The following is a 17,186-nucleotide window of genomic DNA, read 5'->3' as shown; positions in this document are numbered from 1 at the left end:
ACATCGCCGCCAGCTGGCCCTGATCCCGCGACAACACTCCAAGCCCCCATCACCTGGGTGTGCGGGCTCGGCCGACTGGTCGCGCCCGCAACCTTTATACATCTCGTCGGACTGCGAATAGATGTGCGAGTTGGCAGCGGAATAGGTGAGCTTTGTACCCTTCAGGCAATAGTGCTCGCACCACTTCCCAAACGGGAACTGACCTGAGTGCAATGTCTTCCACAACAAACCATCCACCGATTTTCAGGCGATCAAGTGCAAATAGCATTGTTGTGATGTTGGCGGACGGGCTATGCAACCCATCGTCAATGATAAGGTCGAAGAGGCGATCAGCAACGATGGTTCCCAATGCTGCGAAGGAGCTGGGATCAGTCTGATCGACAAAGAATGTTTTGATACGCTCCTCTTCAAAGAGGATCCGCTTGTCAATGTCTGCGCCATAAATCTGCGCGTTGGGGAGAAAGTCGCGGAACGCCCGGAGTGAAGCGCCGGGCCGTCCCGCTTGCCCCATGTGTGACACGACATCGACGTTGTTCGTGCCCAGACCGATTTCAAGCAGTGCGGTAACTGCTTCCGGGTTCCGTAGAATGTGCCCGTACACATGATGGTAGTTATGAGCGCGCGCCTTGTCGCTGCCGTAGAAGTCGAAGAGCGGTTTCAGCTTGTCAGCCGAAGAACCTTCAACACTCAGGGATGTGATTTCTTCTACATCTGCATTAAGCAAATCGACGTTGTCGTCCAGCCCTTTTCGCCTTGCCAACTGTGCGAGAAGAGGAAACATCAGCCCCGCTCCTTGCGCAGCCAGTCCCGCCAGTGAGCGAGGGTCACCGGCGGACGAAGGTGCATAAAGCGGCAGAAGGTCATTGATATCCGTCGCCGCAGCTTGCAGGGCAGCGTCCCGCTGATTTGCGCGGTGTCCAATGGCATCCAAATCTTTGCTTACGATGCCGCTTTGTCGCGCCTGCTCAATAAGTTCACAGACCTCTCCGTCGCGCCCTGCAGCCAACAAGCCATTGGCATATGAAAGCCAATAACGCAGTTCTGCAGGGTCGGCTGCCAGAGCGGCCTTTAGGTGAGGAAGCCCATAGCTAGGTTTGCCCAATTGGACTGCCATCGTGCCAAGATTGTGGTTGGCAGCGGAGTTATTGGGAGAGGCCTGGAGGACTAAGCGGTATAGACGCTCTGCTTCCAAAAGCCGTCCCGTACGATGATGCGTGGCAGCTTGGGTTACAGCTTCCTTGATTTGATCAGGCGTTTCGAACATCGCGCTACCTCAGAGTGTGTGACCAACGCTTACCAGAGCCTAATCGTTAGTTCCACCTTCCGGTACGCTGCCCCTGCATTGGGAGCGATAACCGCAATCCGGTGCCCGTGTGGCACCTTTTTCATGTCTGGAGTCCTAACAGGTCGCGGAAAAACTGAGCTGGTCCCTGTTTCCCGGACAGTCGGATAAGCTTGGTTCGGCACGAGGAAGGACGGACCCGATGACGGGGAAACGGAAGCGGTATTCTGCGGAGTTCAAGGCGAAGGTGGCGCTGGAGGCGATCCGGGGCGAGTTGACGGTGTCGCAACTGGTGGCCAAGCACGGCGTGCATCAGACGCTGATCAACGCTTGGAAGAAGCAGGCGATGGATGGAATGGCTGGTGTGTTCTCCGGCAAAGCGGAAGCCGCCGGAACCAGCCATCAGGGAGAGGTGGAAAACTTCAACGCCGATCAGGGCAGCCAGTTCACCAGCCCGCGCTTCACCGGCCTCTTGACCGCTGCCGGCATCCGGGTATCGATGGACGGGCGCGGCCGGTGGATGGATACCGTCTTCATCGAACGGCTGCGGCGATCGATGAAATACGAGTGCGTCTATCTCCACGCCTTCGAGACCGGCAGCGAGGCCAGGGTCGGGATCGGCCGCTGGATCGATTACTACAACGCCGACCGCCCACACTCCGCGCTCGCCGGCAGAACCCCGGCAGAGGCCTGCGAGGGCACACCGAACCAGATCGGATTGGCGGCATAACAGGAACCAGAGCCAAGCTTATTTCAGCCGCAAATCTGTCCGGGAAACGGGGACCAGCTCAATCAGCCCGCCAGCGGGCGACCACATCGGCTATCGGGCTTCAGTGCCGGCGCGACGAAAACGCGCCGCGCGCGCCATCCTGCGGCGGGAAAGGCCGATCTTGATGCCGATCAGCGCGGGGGCGGCGATGACGAAGAGCAGGGCGACGGCGTTGAACGCCGTGTCGAAGGCGATCACCGTGGACTGACCCGTCACGGACCGGCCCAGAAGGGTCGTTGCGGCCCGGCTCGCCGTCGCCGCCTCCAGCCCCTTCGCCGTCAGCGCGGCTGCGGTGGTCGTCAGCCGCTCGATGAACATGGGGACTCCTGCGGTGACGTGGGTACCGAGGACCGCGGCGTTGGCCGCGACGTCATGGTCGATCAGAGTCTGGAGCGCCGCGACTCCCATCAGACCACCAAGCTGGCGCCCCATGTTGAAGAGGCCAATTCCGGCCGCCAAATTCCAGCGGTCGAGGGTGCCGAAAGCGATCAGGGTGATTGACAGGAACAGCAGGCCAAGGCCCAGGCCGCGCAGCAGGATCGTCGCCATCATATCGCCGGCGCCGCTCTCGGCGGTCGAACCTGACAGCATCCACATGGCGGCCATGATCGCCAGGATGCCGAAGGGCACCGTCGCGAACGGGGGGACGCGGCGGACCTGAATCAGAAAAGCGGCCATCAGGAGCGAGCCGACGAAAAGCGCGCCGCTCGGCAACAGGAGCAGACCGGCCTCGGTGGGGGTGAAGGCGAGAACGGACAGGACAAAAGATGGAATCAGGAACCCGCTTCCGAACAGGGCGGCTCCGGCGACGAAGCTGACGATGAAGGCGAAGGAAAAGGCGTCCGATGCGAAGGGGGAGACATTGAGCAGCCCCCGGCCTTTCATCGACGCTTGCTGGGCCAGAAAGACTAGCAGGGCGGCTGCACCGGTCACTGCCAGCCACAGGATGCAGGGCTCCTCGAACCAGTCCCACCGGCTGCCCTGGCTGAGGATGCAGGTGACGCAGAAGAACGCGACGGCGATCAGGGCGAAGCCGAACCCATCAAAGGGACGGGGCGCGGCCGCGGCGGGCATCGGCCCGTCGGCGATCAGCAGAAGTCCCGCGGCCGCCATGGCCAGCGGAACGACGCTGAAGAAGACCCAGCTCCAGGATTGGCTGTCGAGCAGCCACCCCTGGAAGGCGGGGGCGATGGTCGCGGGAGCAACGACGGCTCCCATGGCGAACAGGGCTTGAAGGACCGGCTGACGGGACCGGGGGCAGGCGAGAAATAGGATCGCCTGTGCCCCGACGAGCAGGGTGCCGCCGGCGAAGCCCTGGATGGTGCGAAGGGCGACCAGCAGGTCCAACCGGTCGGTCAGGGCAGCGATGCCGCAGGCCATGCCCATGACCAGGGTCGAAGCAACGACCACGCCGCGCGGAGGGACGCGGGTCATCAGCCAGGGGGCGGCCATGAAGCCGATGAGCTTGAGCGTGGTGTATCCGATGTCCAGCCAGGCGAACTCGTCGGGGGTCGCATGCGTGTCGCCCATGATGTCACCACGCCCGAGCGACAGGACGGTGCCGGCGACCGCCTCCGTCAGTGTGGCCAGCAGGATGCCGGCGACGAGGAGGATTTCGGCCGCAACCCCGTCGCGGACCGGCGTGGCGGTGGGAGCGGCGGTGGGGGCAGCGGTAGGAGTTGCAGTCATCGGTCGCCTCCCTGGACGACTCCCCGGGCGATCTCGACACGCGCCGACAGGCCGGGCACCAGGCGGCCGGGCAACGGGTTGCCGACAAGGCGGATCTTCACCGGCACGCGCTGGACGACGCGAACGAAGTTCCCCGTCGCGTTGTCCGCGGGCAGCAGGCTGAAGGCGGACCCGCTGCCGGGCGCAAGGCTGTCGACCACGCCGTCGAGCGCCCCGTCCGGATAGCCGTCGACGGTGACGCGGGCGCGCTGCCCCGGCCGGATGTGTTCGAGCTGGGTTTCCTTGTAGTTCGCCACCACCCACACATCGTCGACCGGAACGATGTCGAGCAGGGAGGCGCCCGGCGCGACGAGGCGGCCGACACGAACCTGGCGGTTGCCGATGACGCCGCCGACCGGCGCGCGCACCACGGTGCTGTCGAGATCGATCCGGGCGAGGTCACGCGCGGCCTCGGCCTGCCCCACGGCGGCGACGGCGGCATCGCGCTGCGCCGCAAGCACGGCGAGGCGCTGCTGCTGGGCCTCGACCGTCGCCGTGGCGGCCGACACGCCCGCCTCGGCTTTCAAGCGCGCTGCGTCGCTTTCATCGAGGTTGGCTTGGCTGACGGCGTTGCCGCGGATCAATTCGCGGCGGCGGTCGTAGGCCTTGGCCGCGAGAGTCATCTCGGCCATGGCCGACCGTCTCTGGGCTTCGGCCTGCCGGATCAGGACGTGCTGAAGCCGGGTCTCCGCATCGACGTCGGCAAGCCTGGCCCGGGCGGCGTCACGGTTGGCCACCGCCTGGGCAAGCCGCGCGCGGTAATCGTGGTCATCGATCCGGAACAGGACGTCGCCGGCCATGACGGTCTGGTTGTCCTCGACCTCGACGGTCATGACATAGCCGGAAACCTTGGGGGCGAGCGAGGTCACGTCGCCGCGGACATAGGCGTTGTCGGTCGCCGTCCCGCCGGTCGAACCGGCCCAGATCCATCCGCCCGCCGTGGCCAGCACGGCGCCGAGGCACAGCAGCACGCCCGCCGTCCTTCTTTTGCCAGGGGGCGCCGCGGCGGCGCCGACCACGGAACGGTCGCCGGTGACGCTTGCGTCGGCGACTCTCACGTCGGCGACGGCGGCTCCCCTGCCCTCGATCCTGTCCATTCCCTCATTCCCTGTTGGTTGTGACCGGCCGCCACCGCCGAGCCCGGGCTGACGCCCGAGGGGAGCGGCCGCCGATCACTGCCGCTCCCCTCCGCATCTGCTCAAGCCTGGGCGGCCACTGGGAGACGGAAGGGGGCACCCAGCCGGTTGAAGGCGTTCATCGCGGCGATGGCGATGGTGAGATCGACCAGATCCTTCGGCTCGAACGCCGCCGATGCCGCCGCATAGGCGGCGTCCGACGCGTGGGTTTCGCTGACACGGGTCACCTCCTCGGCCCAGGCCAGGGCCGCGCTCTCCGTATCGGAGAACAGGTGCGGGACCTCCTCCCACACCGGCACCAATGTGACCTTGTCGATCGACATCGTCTTGCGGAGGTCACGGCTGTGCAGATCGATGCAGTGGGCGCAGCCGTTGATCTGCGAAACCCTGAGGAACACCAGGTGGATGAGTTCCTCGGGCAGGTTGGTACTCTTCGTGACGTAGTGATGAACGCCGAACAGAGCCTTGGCGCCATTGGGCGCGACCTCGTGCCAAGCCAAGCGTGCCATGTCCTTTGCCTTTCCTGGATATGATCGATTGCGGTTCCCGCTTCGCCGGCCCATGGCCGCCGCGGGGGTGTCTTCGAAGTCCTTCAGTGCGCGGTTTGCCGGCCGAGCCAGTCCTCGAACCGGATGGTGCCGAGGCGGGGGTTCCGGCCGGGGGTCAGGGATTGATCGTTGAGAACGTCGCCGAAGTAGCGCGCGTGGATGTCCGGCACGACCTTGCGCGCGTCCTTCGTCGCCAGCAGGAAGCGCCGGACCAGCTCGTCGAGCGGAATCGCCTCCGGACCGGCGACTTCGAGCGTGCCGCCGACCGGCGGCGCGAGGCTGACGTCGGCGAGCGCCGTCACCACGTCGTCGGAGGCGATCGGCTGGATCAGCGCCGGCGACAGGCGGATCTCCCCGCCGACGGTGGCCGACTGCGCGATCCCGCCGACGAATTCGAAGAACTGGGTGGCGCGCAGGATGGTGTGGGGAATGCCGGACGCCTTGATGAGGCTTTCCTGGGCGACCTTCGCCCGGAAATAGCCGTTGTCGGGAAGCCGTTCGGCGCCGACGATCGAAAGGGCGACGTGGTGGCGGACGCCGGCGGCCGCTTCGGCGGCGAGCAGGTTGCGGCCCGAGGTTTCGAAGAAATCCAGGACGGCCTTGTCCTCCCACACCGGCGCGTTCGCCACGTCGACGACGACATCGGCGCCGTCGATCGCCTTGGCCAGACCCTCGCGGGTGATGGTGTCCACCCCCGTCTTCGGGGAGGCCGCGAGCGCATCGTGGCCGCGTTCGCGTAGCGTCTTCACCAGCTTCGATCCGATGAGGCCGGTGCCTCCGATGACGACGATCTTCATGGGGTCTCTCCGCATTTCCCGGCGGGAACCAGCGCCGCCGATGGGATGAAGAGTGCCTGGGCGTGCCGGGGAAGTCCTTGCGGCGGGCTTGGATTGTCCTTCAAGAACGCTTGCTTTTCCGTCCAAGGAAGCCATGCGACGCGCCTTGATGCGAACGGTGCAGCCGGCAATGCGCCGCTGTGCTATCACTGGCACGTATCGTTCGCCCGTCGCCCCGGACAGGGAGCCAGGGGGATCGGCCCCGGGGAGAATGCAACCTTGCGGTTTACGTTCGCAGAGTGTGTGCTCGACCAGGAGCGCCGGGAACTGACCCTGCGCGGGCAGGTCGTGGGTGTCGGCCCGCAGGTCTTCGACCTGCTGCTGTATCTCGTCCGCAACCACGACCGCGTCGTCAGCAAGGACGACCTGCTGGAGGCGGTGTGGAACGGACGGATCGTCTCGGAATCGACCATCACCAGCCACATCAATGCGGTCCGCAAGGCCATCGGCGACAGCGGCGACGAGCAGCGCCTGGTCCGCACGGTCCCCCGCAAGGGGTTCCGCTTCGTCGGTACGATCGAAGGCGACGCAACTGGGGAGACACGCCAGCCCGGCGGATCGGAAATCGCCAGCCGCGCAACCGGCGAAGGGGGGGAGGCACCGCCCGGACCGGCCCTGCCGGACAAGCCCTCGATCACCGTGCTGCCTTTCCAGAACCTGAGCGGCGACCCCGAGCAGGACTATTTCGCCGACGGCGTGGTGGAGGACATCATCGCCGCCCTGTCGCGCTTCCGCTGGCTGTTCGTCATCGCGCGCAACTCGAGCTTTGCCTACAAGGGCCGGGCGGTGGATGTGACGGACGTCGGCCGCGAGCTGGGCGTCCGCTACGTGCTCGAAGGCAGCATCCGCAAGGCTGGGAACAGAGTCCGCATCACCGGGCAGCTCATCGACGCGACGAGCGGGACGCATCTTTGGGCGGAGCGTTTCGAGGGCATGCTCGATGATCTTTTCGAACTGCAGGACCGGATCGCCGAAAGCGTCGTCGGCGCGATCTCGCCGCAGCTCGAGCGGGCGGAGATCGAGCGCGCCAAGCGCAAGCCGACGGAAAGCCTGGGTGCCTACGATTACTATCTCCGCGGCATGGCAAAGCTGCACAGCGGAACCCGCGAGGCGATCGATGCGGCGCTGCCCCTGTTCCACAAGGCGACCGAACTCGACCCGGAATTCGCGTCGGCCTATGGCGGGGCGGCCTGGTGCCATCTCTGGCGCAAGGTGAACGGTTGGATGACCGACCGGCCCCAGGAGATCGCCGAGGGGGTGCGGCTGGCGCGGCTGGCGGTGGAGTTCGGCCGCGACGACGCGGTCGCCCTGACGAGAGCCGGGCACGCGCTTGGTCACTTCGCCGGCGATCTCGATGGCGGCATCGCACTTATCGACCGGGCCGTGCTGCTAAACCCCAATTTCGCCCCGGCTTGGTTCCTCGGCGGCTACCTGCGCGCCTTCCGCGGTGAAACGGAAAGCGCGGGCGAGCATTTCGCCCATGCCGCCCGCCTGAGCCCGCTGGATCCGGAGATGTTCCGGATGCAGGCGGGAACGGCGCTCGCGCATTTCTTCGCCGGGCGCTACGATTGCGCCGCGGTGTGGGCGGACAAGGCGTTGGGAAACCTGCCCGGCCTGCTGGTCGCCATCGCCCTGACGGCGGCGAGCCACGCGCTCGCCGGTCGGATGGAGGACGCGCGGCAGGCGATGCGCGGGCTGCGCGCGCTGGACCCGACCTTGCGCGTGTCCACTCTCAAGGAGTGGCTGCCGATCCACCGTCCCGAGGATCTCACGCGGTTTGCGGAGGGATTGAGACTGGCTGGGTTGCCCGAGTGAACTCGGCCCCTGTCTGAAGCCTCCACAGATGCAGCTTTGCGTCACAACCCGCCGCTTCCGGCCGGCCGCTGCTTGCCGGACGCGCCGTACCATCCTCCCCCAGCTTTGCGACGGTCTCATCGAGGATCTGGCACACGCCATTCAGGAGGAACTGGAAGACGGGGCAAGGCGCCGATCCTGATTTCTGGAGCGTGGTGAAAGATGCGGCCGGTTGTGGTCCGGCTCACATCGGCGGCGGGCGGGGTCGGCTAGGGTCATGTCATCGAGACAACCCGCCGGATGCACCGCACCGGCCCCACCCAGGAGACCACACCATGATCCGCACCTCCCTGCTCGCCGGCTTCGCCACCCTGGCCCTGCTCGCCGCCCCCGCCATGGCGCAGAATGTGTCCAACCTGTCGAACACCGCGGCCGGCATCGGCAATGGCGCGACCCAGAGCGTCACGACGATGCAGCGCAGCGGCGGGCTGTTCGGCGGTCCGAACGCGGCGAACGTCTCGAACCTCGCCGCCGGTATCGGCAACACCGCCAGCCAGGGCGTGCTGGTCGGCCAGCGCAGCGGCGGGCTGTTCCCCGGCGGCTCGGCCGCCAACGTGTCGAACACCGCCGCCGGCATCGGCAACTCGGCGATGCAGGGCGTGACGGTGCTCCAGCGCTCCGGCGGCCGGACGCCGTTCGGCGCCCCGAACCTCGCCAACGTGCAGAACCTCGCCGCCGGCATCGGCAACTCCGCCGGCCAGGGCGCCCTCGTCCGCCAGCGCTGAGCACCGGGTCACGTCTCATACCGGCGAGCCTAAGCATTGACACATGTTAACCATGGGTAATTGGTTAGGGAGCGTAGGCGCCCTGGCGTGGCGGTGAGGGCGTTCCAGGCGTCGCAGCAGGCTTGGACGACGGCGTCGTAGTCGTGCAGTAGCCGGTGGGATAGGAAGCGCTCGCGCAGGTACAGCCAGACGCGCTCCACGGGGTTCAACTCGGGACTGTATGGCGGCAGGGGTACCAGCGTGACGTTGTCCGGCACGACCAGCGCCCGTGATCCGTGCCAGCCGGCTTGATCGAGCACGAGCACCGCCTGTACGTCCGGTTCCAGGCTTCGGGAGAAGCCGTCCAGGAACAGGCTCATGGCGATGATGGAGACGGTCGGCATCACCAGCGCGAAGTCGGCGCCGCTGGCCGGGCAGACGGCGGCGTAGAGGTAGACCGAGGTGAAGCGCTTGTCGCACAGCCCGGCGGGACGCTGCCCGCGCTCCCACCAGCGATGCGCGGTGCGGCCCTTCTGGCCGATGCGGGCTTCATCCTGGAACCAGAGTTGGAGGCGTCGCCCAGGGTGCGCGGCCGCAGCAGCCTTCAGCGCTTCGCGCAGCCCCTTTTTTGGAACGCGGCTTGTGCCTTGGCGTCGGACTGCGGGTGGCGAGGGCGCGTCTTCTGCTTCGATAGACCCAGCCGGCGCACGATGCGCGACAGGCTGGCCGGATGCAGTGTCTTGGCGAAGCGCTCGGCGATCACCTCGCACAGGATCGGCAGGGTCCACTCCACGCACCCGTGCCGCTTGGGATCGGGGCCGGCGAGGATGATGGCCTTGAGCGTCGCCTGCTCGCCGTCGCTCAGCCATTCTGGCCGGCCAGGGAGCGGGCGGTCGTAAAGCCCGGCCACCCCCTCAGCGTTGTAGCGCACCACCGCATCGCGCAGGGCTTGGCGATCCATACCCGCCAGCCGTGCCGCCTCCGCCCGGCTCACCCCATCGAGGGCATGAGCGATGGCGAACATCCGCGCCGCCACCCGCCCCTTGCCCTCCCGACGCGCCAGGGTGCGCAATTCACCGGCACTCAGGTCTTCCCGGATCGGCAACGCCGCTGGCATGCGATTCTCCCCCTCATGGACGGGGAATCGAATCATGGTTCATTCGCCTTGGGAAGCCCCGCAGTGAGTCAGCCCCTCCGCTCGCCGGTATCAGTCCTCCCCGACATCGGCCCACGGCCCCGGCCCCGAGCGGTTCACCCGCCGGGGCCTTCTCCTTGCCTGCTTCAGCCAAGGCCGGTCAGTTCTTCAGCTTGTAGCCCGTGCGGAAAATCCACCACACGACGGCAAGGCAGATCACCAGCAGCAGGGCGGTCATGCCGAGGCTCAATGCGACGGGCATGTCGGCGGCGCCGTAGAAGCTCCAGCGGAAGCCGCTGACCAGATAGACGACCGGATTGAACAGGGTGACCGTCTGCCAGAATGGCGGCAGCATGTTGATCGAATAGAAGCTCCCGCCCAGGAAAGCGAGCGGCGTCACGATCAGCATCGGCACGATCTGAAGCTTTTCCCAGCCGTCGGCCCAGATGCCCAGAATGAAGCCGAGCAGGCTGAAAGTCACCGACGTCAGCACGAGGAAGGCGACCATCCAGACCGGGTGGGCGATGGAAAAATCCACGAACAGCCGCGCCGTCAGCAGGATCAGCGTTCCAAGGATGAGGGACTTGGTCGCCGCCGCGCCGACATAGCCGATCACCGTCTCGAAGGCGGAGACGGGGGCCGACAGCAGCTCGTAGATCGTGCCGGAATAGCGTGGCATGTAGATGCCGAAGGACGCGTTCGACACGCTTTCCGTCAGCACCGACATCATGACGAGGCCGGGGACGAGGAACGCGCCGTAGCTGACGCCCTCGATCGATGCGAAACGCCCGCCGATCGCCGCCCCGAAGACGACAAAATACAGCGAGGTGGAGATCACCGGGCCGGCGATGCTCTGCGCCAGCGTGCGCCAGGTGCGGGCCAGTTCGAAGAGATAGATGGCCTTGATCGCATGAATGTTCATGCCCGCTCCCTCACCAGATTGACGAAGATCTCCTCCAGGGAGCTCTCTTCGGTGCGCAGGTTCGTGTAGGTGATACCGTGGTCGCCCAGCTTGCGGAGAAGTCCGGCGATGCCGGTGCGCTCCTGCTGCGTGTCGAAGCTGTAGACCAGTTCCCGCCCGCCCTCCGACAGGGTCAGGGGATAGTCGGCGAGTTCGGACGGGATGGCGTTCAAGGGGCTCTGCAATTGCAGGGTCAGCTGCCGCTTCCCCAGCTTCTGCATCAACGCGGCCTTTTCCTCCACCAGGACGATCCGGCCGCCGGAGATCACGCCGATGCTGTCGGCCATCTCCTCCGCCTCCTCGATGTAGTGGGTGGTCAGGATGATGGTGACACCGCTGTCGCGCAGGCGCCCGATCATCTCCCACATGCCGCGGCGAAGCTCCACATCCACACCGGCGGTCGGCTCGTCCAGGAACAGGATGCGCGGCTCGTGCGACAGCGCCTTGGCGATCAGCACGCGCCGCTTCATGCCGCCGGACAGCGCCATGACCTTGGTGTCCTTCTTGTCCCACAGGGACAAATCCTTCAGGATCCTCTCGATCACCGCGGGGTTGGGCGGCTTGCCGAACAGGCCCCGGCTGAAGCTGACGGTCGCCCAGACGCTCTCGAACGATTCCGTCGTCAGTTCCTGGGGGACCAGACCGATCAGGGACCGGGCGGCGCGCCAGTCATGCCGGATGTCGTGGCCGTCCACCGTCACGCTGCCCGATGTCGCCCGGACGATGCCGCAGACGATGCTGATCAGCGTCGTCTTGCCGGCACCGTTCGGACCGAGCAGCGCCAGGATCTCGCCGCGGCGGATGTCGAGATCGACTCCTTTCAGGGCCTGGAAGCCGGATGCGTAGGTCTTCTTCAACCCACGAATCTCAATTATAGGCTGCATATCTTTCCTCGGCTTGGGGCCAATTCCCGGCTGCGGACGCCACCAGGGCGGGGCCACCATAGCGCCGTGCGGCGCCCGGCGGAATTTTACCTGAGTGGTAGGACCCGGCGCAGGGCGACCTCGAACAGGGCGCCGCGTTCGGAGGGCAGCAGGGCGATGCTTCCGCCATGCGCCTCCACCAGCCCCCGCGCGATGGTGAGGCCGAGACCGGTGCCGCTGCGGTCGCGCGCGGTGGTGAAGAAGGGGACGAAGACGCGGTCGGCGTTCGCCGGCGAGATGCCCGGCCCGTCGTCGGCGACCCGCAGGATCGCCCGCCCGCCCTCGGCCCGCAGGGTGACGGTCACCCGCGCATCCGCGCCGGCATGGTGCCTCGCATTCTCGATCAGGTTCGCCAGAACGCTTTCCAGCGACTCCTGACCCATGGCGACCGGCAGCGACGCCGGCAGGGACGTATCCGCGCCATGGCGCTCGGCCAGACGGGCGGCGACCGGAACGGCGTCAGTCACCGCATCGTCGGTCACGGTCATCACGTCGGCACGGGCCAACTCCAGCAGGCGGCGGACGAGGCGGGACAGCCGCCCGGCCTCGGCGTCCATGTTGGTGAGGAAGCGGTCGCGGTCTTCGGGAGGCATGCTGTCCATATGGTCGCGCAACAGCTCGACGGTGCCGCGGATGGTGGTCAGCGGAGTCTTGAACTCGTGCGAGACATGGGCGGCGAAGTCGCGGATGTAGTCGGCCCGCTCCTCAAGCGTCCTGGCCATCCGGGTCAGCGCGTCCGACAGTTCGGCGACCTCGCGCACCACCGGGCGGGGCAGCGGGACCATCACGCCCCGTTCGCCGTCCGCCGTGCGCTTCGCCAGCTCCGTGACCGCCCTGAGTGGGCGGGCGATGGCGACCGTCCCCAGCCGCGCCAGCACGCCCACCGACACCAGCAGCAGCACCGCCAGCCCGGCGAGGTGCCAGCGCTTGCCGTAGAGGGTGTCGGCGATGCTGCGCGGCGTGCGCGACACCACCACCACGCCGACGACGCGCCCGTCGTCGAGCACGGGCTGGGCGGTGAAGACCCGCACCGACCGGCTGCGGTCCGGCACGGCCGGGCTGTCCGAACCGGACCGGTAGCCCGTTCTCTCTTGGCCGGGGCGGTCATGGCTCGTGCGTTCGCGCAGGACGCTGGCGGCCTCGCCGGCCAGGGAGCGGCGGACCTCGTCCTGCCGGGCTAGCGACAGGCCCATCTCCTCGCCGGTGCTGGCGACGACCACCCCCTGGCGATCGGTGACCCTCATGCCGGCCAGGGTGATGCGCTGCGCCTCACGCAGGATCGGGCCGAGCGTCGATCCGGCAATGGCGGCGGACGGGTCGCTCGCTGCCGCCGGGACCGGATCGGGGGCGGGGGGAAGGATCGGATCCTCGGCCAGATCGAGGCTGGCGAAGCGGGGCGTCCAGGGCGGATCGAAGCCCGGCGGGCGTGTCCAGGCCGGATCGACCGGCGGGCCGAGTTCCTCCGCCCGTCCGCCGGCCCGGCGCCAAGCGTCGCGGTAGAAGGCCGCGACCACCCCGGCCTGGGCGATCAGTTCGGATTCGGTCTGGCGGATCAGGGCGCTTTCGTAGAGACGGAGGATCCACAGGCCACTCAGCGGCAGGACCAATGCCGCCACCGTCATCACCAGCAGAACCGTCGCAATCGACGGCCGCCGTCCGGACGGCCACCTCATCGGCAGTCCGACAGCTTGTAGCCCAGCCCATGCACGGTCTCGACCGGAGTGCCGCCGACCGCCTGGAATTTGGCCCGGACCCGGCGGATATGGCTGTCGACCGTGCGGTCGGCGACATAGCGTTCGGTGGCATAGGCGCCGTCCATCAGGGCGTCGCGGCTGAACACCTTGCCCGGCCGGTCGGCGAGGGTGCGCAGCAGGCCGAACTCGGTGGCGGTCAGCACCACCTCCGTCTCGTCCCAGAAGGCGCGAACGCCGTCCAGGTCCAGGCGCAGGCGGTTGTGGCGGAGGACCGGGTCCGGCACCTCCTGCACCGCGGGCTCTGGCGGGACCGTCCGCCGCAGCACCGCCTTGACCCGCGCCGTCAGCTCGCGCGGCGAGAAGGGCTTGGTGACGTAATCGTCGCCCCCCAGTTCGAGGCCGAGAATCCGGTCGATCTCGTCGTCGCGCGACGACAGGAAGATGATGGGGACCCGGCTGTCCCGGCGCAGCCGGCGGCAGACCTCGGTGCCGTCCATCTCGGGCATGCCGATGTCGAGCAGGATCAGGTCGGGGGAGTCCGCCTGGGCCAGCGCCAGCCCCTGGACGCCATCCCCGGCCTCGACCACGGCGAAGCCCTCCCGATTCAGGGCGAAGCGGACGATGTCGCGGATGTGGGGATCGTCGTCGATCAGCAGGATCTTGGTCATGGCAGCGCAACCCTACCCGATAATCTGCACAAGTTCTGCACGGAGATTCCTTCCCGCCTGCACGGCCGCGTCATCGCCGCGGCATGCCGGGCCGCCACGCTGTGGGCCTGTTTCCCATCCCCTCGTGGAGTGTCCGAATGACCGTGCCGCCCGCTTCCCCACCTGCTTCCTCACTTGGCCCCGCAATGGCGGGAGCCAGCCTCCCACCCGCGCGCCGGAACCGCCAGTCCGTGAAGTTCCTGCAGATCGTCCTGCTTCTGGCGGTGACCCTCATCGCCGGCCTGCCGGTCTCAGGCATCATCGGCGAACGTTCTGACCGGCAGGCCGAGATGCAGGAGGAACTGGCGCGGAGCTGGAGTCCGGAACAGACCGTGCGGACGCCGGTCCTGGCGGTCCCCTATCTCGCCGCCGACGGCAAGACCCGCGGTTACCTGAAGATCGCGCCGGCGACCCTGGCGACGCAGGCGGCCCTGGCGCCCGAACGCAAGAAGCGCGGCCTGTTCTCCGCGACCGTCTATACCGCGGCGCTGGAGATGACCGGCAGCTTCGCGGTCCCGTCCGCGTCCAGCCTCGAGAAGCTGGTTGGGCGCGGCGGCTCCATCTCCTGGCAGGACAGCGTCTTCCTGCTCCAGGTGTCGGGGCTGGCCGGCATGACGGCCGAGGATCGCGTGGTCTGGAACGGGGAGACCATCCCCTGGCGAGGGTGCCAGGAGCTGGTCGCCCGCGCCGAGGACTGCTGGGGCGCCGCGCTGGCCGCCCGTCCGACGATGACGGCGGCCCCCGCGGCAAGTGTAGAAATGAAGTTCCAGGCGACGGTGACTCTGCGCGGCACCGGGGCCTTCCATCAGACCCTGGACGGCCGGCAGGCGACGGCGGCCATCAAGGCGCCGTGGCCGACGCCGAGCTTCGTCGGCACCGTTCTGCCGTCCGACCCGACCGTGACCGCCGATGCCTTCGAGGCGCGGTGGAATGTCTCCGACTATTCCAGGCCGCCGCTCCGCTCCGACGCGGCGCTGCTGGACTCTGCCGAAGCCCAGTATCTCCCCTCGGTCGGCGTCGAGCTGCTGGAGGCGGTTCCCACCTACCGCATGATCAACCGCGCCTCGAAATACGCCAGTCTCTTCGTCGTGCTGTCCTTCACGGTCTATGCGCTGTTCGAGCTTCTCTCCAGCGTGCGCATCCACATCGTCCAGTATGGCCTGCTCGGGCTGTCGATGACGCTGTTCTCCCTTTTGCTGGTGTCCTTCGCCGAACCGTTCGACTATGTCGCCGGCTACTGGATCAGCGCGGCACTCGTCCTGGTCCAGGCAACGGCCTACACTGCGGCGGTCACCCGGCGCGCCGGTCCGACCCTGGTCTTCGCGACGGCACTGGCGGGCCTGTTCGGCTTCCTCCACCTCCTCATCGGGCTGGAAAACTACTCCCTGCTGGTGGGGACGATCGCTCTGTTCCTGGTCCTGTCGGCGGTCATGGCCGTCACCCAGCGCGTGGATTGGCAGGGAGATGAGTCGTGAGGGCTTTTGCCTGGTGGGTTGGCGGCCTGCTGCTGGCTCTCGCCGGCGCCAACATCCACGATCCCTACCTGACCCCGGTCAAGGGCTGGTCGCTGCCCCTGATCGCGGCGGCCGGGCTGGGCGGCCTGCTCGTCCAGTGGCGGAGGGGCTTTGGCCGGCGGCCGATGCTCGCGCTGCTCTGGCTGGCGGTGCCGCTCTGCACGGTGGGGGCGGAGGCGGTGTTCCAGATCCGCAAGGCGCATGTCCTGGCGATGCAGGAGCCGCTGGCGGTGGAACTGGGGCAGCACTTCATCGTCGGCTACCGGCGGGTCGAGGACGTCGAGGTGCTGGCGGCGCGCGGGCTGATCGGCGGAATTTTCGTGTCCCGGCACAATCTGGCTGGACGGTCGGCCGAAGAACTGCGCGACGAGATCGGCCATTTGCAGGAGATCCGGTGGCGGGCCGGGCTGCCGCCGCTGGTGGTGGCAGCCGACCAGGAGGGCGGCATCGTGTCCCGGCTGTCGCCCTGGCTGCCGCATCGCCCGGCCCCGGCGGCGCTGGCCGGCCTGCCCTCCGACGAGCGCCGTGCCGCCGCGCGTGCTCTCGGACAGGCGCATGGGCGGGACCTGCAATCGGTCGGCGTAACGGTCAACCTCGCACCGGTCCTCGACCTGCGTCGCGACCGTCCGCCCGATCCGCTGGATTTCCACAGCCTCATCGCCCAGCGGGCGATTTCCGACGATCCGGAGGTGGTGGCCGAGGTCGCCTCGGCCTATGCCAGGGGCGTCGCCGACGGCGGCGTCCGGCCGACGGCGAAGCATTTCCCCGGATTGGGTCGGGCGCAAAGCGACACCCACCATTTCCGCGCCGTCATCGGCGAACCGCGCGAGGTTTTGGAGGCGACCGACTGGCTGCCCTTCCGCCGCGTGCTGGCCGGCGATCCGCAGACCCTTCTGATGGTCGGCCATGCCATCGTGGCGGCCGTCGATCCCGACCGGCCGGCCTCCCACTCGCGGCGGCTGATCAAGGGGGTGATCCGCCGGGATTGGGGGTTCGACGGCCTGATCGTCACCGACGACATGGTCATGACGCCGGTCTATCAGTACGGTCTGTGCCGGGCGGTTGTCGAGGCGCTCAACGCCGGCGTCGATCTTCTGCTGTTCGCGCTCGACGGCAGCCAGTTCTACCGGGCCATGTCCTGTGCCATGGACGCCGGGAAGCATGGCCGGCTGGATCAGGCCATGCTGACGGCGAGCGACAGTCGCGTGCAAGGCTCCGGGCAGTCCGGACCGATGAACCGTGATCTCGCGCTGGTCCGGTAGACGGAATTGGTGGGGTTCTCACCGAGGAACTTGGAGCACCTTGCTCTGTCAAAAGCCTCGCGGTCTGACGGTGCGATGCCCATCTGCCGGGTATCACGGAAAATCATCTGCTATGCATTGCGCGGCTGACCCA

General features: G+C 67.4%; 15 protein-coding genes. 5 read left to right on the top strand and 10 right to left on the bottom strand.

What is annotated here, in order from left to right; all coding sequences use genetic code 11:
• Positions 1-94: 94 nt before the first annotated feature.
• Positions 95-1,264: a hypothetical protein gene (locus ABNQ38_RS05205; protein ID WP_377806040.1), complete on the bottom strand. Its 1,170-nt coding sequence runs from the start codon at positions 1,262-1,264 to the stop codon at positions 95-97.
• Positions 1,265-1,484: 220 nt separating this feature from the next.
• On the opposite strand from ABNQ38_RS05205, the gene ABNQ38_RS05200 reads away from it, so the two are divergent.
• A complete protein-coding gene (locus ABNQ38_RS05200) occupies positions 1,485-2,012 on the top strand; it encodes an integrase core domain-containing protein (protein WP_377806039.1) in 528 nt (175 codons plus the stop codon).
• Positions 2,013-2,102: 90 nt separating this feature from the next.
• On the opposite strand, the gene ABNQ38_RS05195 is transcribed toward ABNQ38_RS05200, so the two are convergent.
• The 4 genes from ABNQ38_RS05195 to ABNQ38_RS05180 all read right to left on the bottom strand — a co-directional run bounded on the left by ABNQ38_RS05195 (position 2,103) and on the right by ABNQ38_RS05180 (position 6,260).
• Positions 2,103-3,740 carry an MFS transporter gene (locus ABNQ38_RS05195; protein ID WP_377806038.1) on the bottom strand — a complete coding sequence of 546 codons (1,638 nt, stop codon included), beginning with the start codon at positions 3,738-3,740 and terminating at the stop codon, positions 2,103-2,105.
• Positions 3,737-4,876, bottom strand: a complete 1,140-nt coding sequence (locus ABNQ38_RS05190; RefSeq protein WP_377806037.1) for an HlyD family secretion protein — start codon at positions 4,874-4,876, stop codon at positions 3,737-3,739. Before ABNQ38_RS05190 ends, ABNQ38_RS05195 begins: the two co-directional genes overlap by 4 nt.
• A gap of 101 nt (positions 4,877-4,977) precedes the next feature.
• The gene (locus ABNQ38_RS05185) at positions 4,978-5,424 is read right to left on the bottom strand and encodes a carboxymuconolactone decarboxylase family protein (RefSeq protein ID WP_377806036.1); all 447 of its coding nucleotides are present in this window, start codon (positions 5,422-5,424) and stop codon (positions 4,978-4,980) included.
• An 83-nt stretch (positions 5,425-5,507) separates the two neighbouring features.
• Entirely contained in the window at positions 5,508-6,260 is a 753-nt protein-coding gene (locus tag ABNQ38_RS05180; RefSeq protein ID WP_377806034.1) for an SDR family oxidoreductase, read from the bottom strand.
• A 93-nt stretch (positions 6,261-6,353) separates the two neighbouring features.
• Between ABNQ38_RS05180 and ABNQ38_RS05175 the strand changes: the two genes are divergently transcribed.
• Together ABNQ38_RS05175 and ABNQ38_RS05170 are read left to right on the top strand one after the other, a co-directional pair.
• Positions 6,354-8,114 (top strand): winged helix-turn-helix domain-containing tetratricopeptide repeat protein, encoded by a 1,761-nt coding sequence (locus tag ABNQ38_RS05175; RefSeq protein ID WP_377806033.1) that lies wholly within the window; start codon positions 6,354-6,356, stop codon positions 8,112-8,114.
• Positions 8,115-8,428: 314 nt separating this feature from the next.
• Positions 8,429-8,878, top strand: a complete 450-nt coding sequence (locus tag ABNQ38_RS05170; protein WP_377806032.1) for a hypothetical protein — start codon at positions 8,429-8,431, stop codon at positions 8,876-8,878.
• A 29-nt stretch (positions 8,879-8,907) separates the two neighbouring features.
• Here ABNQ38_RS05170 and ABNQ38_RS05165 read toward each other — a convergent pair.
• The 5 genes from ABNQ38_RS05165 to ABNQ38_RS05145 form a co-directional block, all read right to left on the bottom strand.
• Positions 8,908-9,974, bottom strand: a protein-coding gene (locus ABNQ38_RS05165) for an IS630 family transposase (RefSeq protein ID WP_377806224.1) whose coding sequence is annotated in 2 segments (ribosomal slippage) — positions 8,908-9,486 and positions 9,489-9,974 — 1,065 coding nt in all. Because the reading frame shifts where the segments join, the coding sequence is not laid out codon by codon here.
• A gap of 178 nt (positions 9,975-10,152) precedes the next feature.
• Positions 10,153-10,914, bottom strand: coding sequence for an ABC transporter permease (locus tag ABNQ38_RS05160; RefSeq protein WP_377806031.1), 762 nt, complete (start codon positions 10,912-10,914; stop codon positions 10,153-10,155).
• Positions 10,911-11,810, bottom strand: coding sequence for an ABC transporter ATP-binding protein (locus ABNQ38_RS05155; RefSeq protein WP_377806030.1), 900 nt, complete (start codon positions 11,808-11,810; stop codon positions 10,911-10,913). The genes ABNQ38_RS05160 and ABNQ38_RS05155 overlap by 4 nt, the downstream gene beginning before the upstream one ends.
• 113 nt (positions 11,811-11,923) lie before the next feature.
• The gene (locus ABNQ38_RS05150) at positions 11,924-13,549 is read right to left on the bottom strand and encodes a sensor histidine kinase (protein ID WP_377806029.1); all 1,626 of its coding nucleotides are present in this window, start codon (positions 13,547-13,549) and stop codon (positions 11,924-11,926) included.
• Positions 13,546-14,238: a response regulator gene (locus ABNQ38_RS05145; protein WP_377806028.1), complete on the bottom strand. Its 693-nt coding sequence runs from the start codon at positions 14,236-14,238 to the stop codon at positions 13,546-13,548. Before ABNQ38_RS05145 ends, ABNQ38_RS05150 begins: the two co-directional genes overlap by 4 nt.
• Before the next feature lie 230 nt (positions 14,239-14,468).
• Here ABNQ38_RS05145 and creD point away from each other — a divergent pair, with 230 nt between their 5' ends.
• Together creD and ABNQ38_RS05135 are read left to right on the top strand one after the other, a co-directional pair.
• On the top strand, positions 14,469-15,752 hold the full coding sequence (gene creD / locus ABNQ38_RS05140; RefSeq protein WP_377806027.1) for a cell envelope integrity protein CreD: 1,284 nt from the start codon (positions 14,469-14,471) through the stop codon (positions 15,750-15,752).
• The gene (locus ABNQ38_RS05135; protein ID WP_377806026.1) at positions 15,749-17,053 is read left to right on the top strand and encodes a glycoside hydrolase family 3 N-terminal domain-containing protein; all 1,305 of its coding nucleotides are present in this window, start codon (positions 15,749-15,751) and stop codon (positions 17,051-17,053) included. The genes creD and ABNQ38_RS05135 overlap by 4 nt, the downstream gene beginning before the upstream one ends.
• Positions 17,054-17,186: the final 133 nt, after the last annotated feature.

Source organism: Azospirillum sp. A29 (assembly GCF_042604625.1).
GTDB classification, from domain to species: domain Bacteria; phylum Pseudomonadota; class Alphaproteobacteria; order Azospirillales; family Azospirillaceae; genus Azospirillum; species Azospirillum palustre.
Note: the sequence above shows the minus strand (reverse complement) of the source record. Positions and strands in the feature narration are given on the sequence as shown.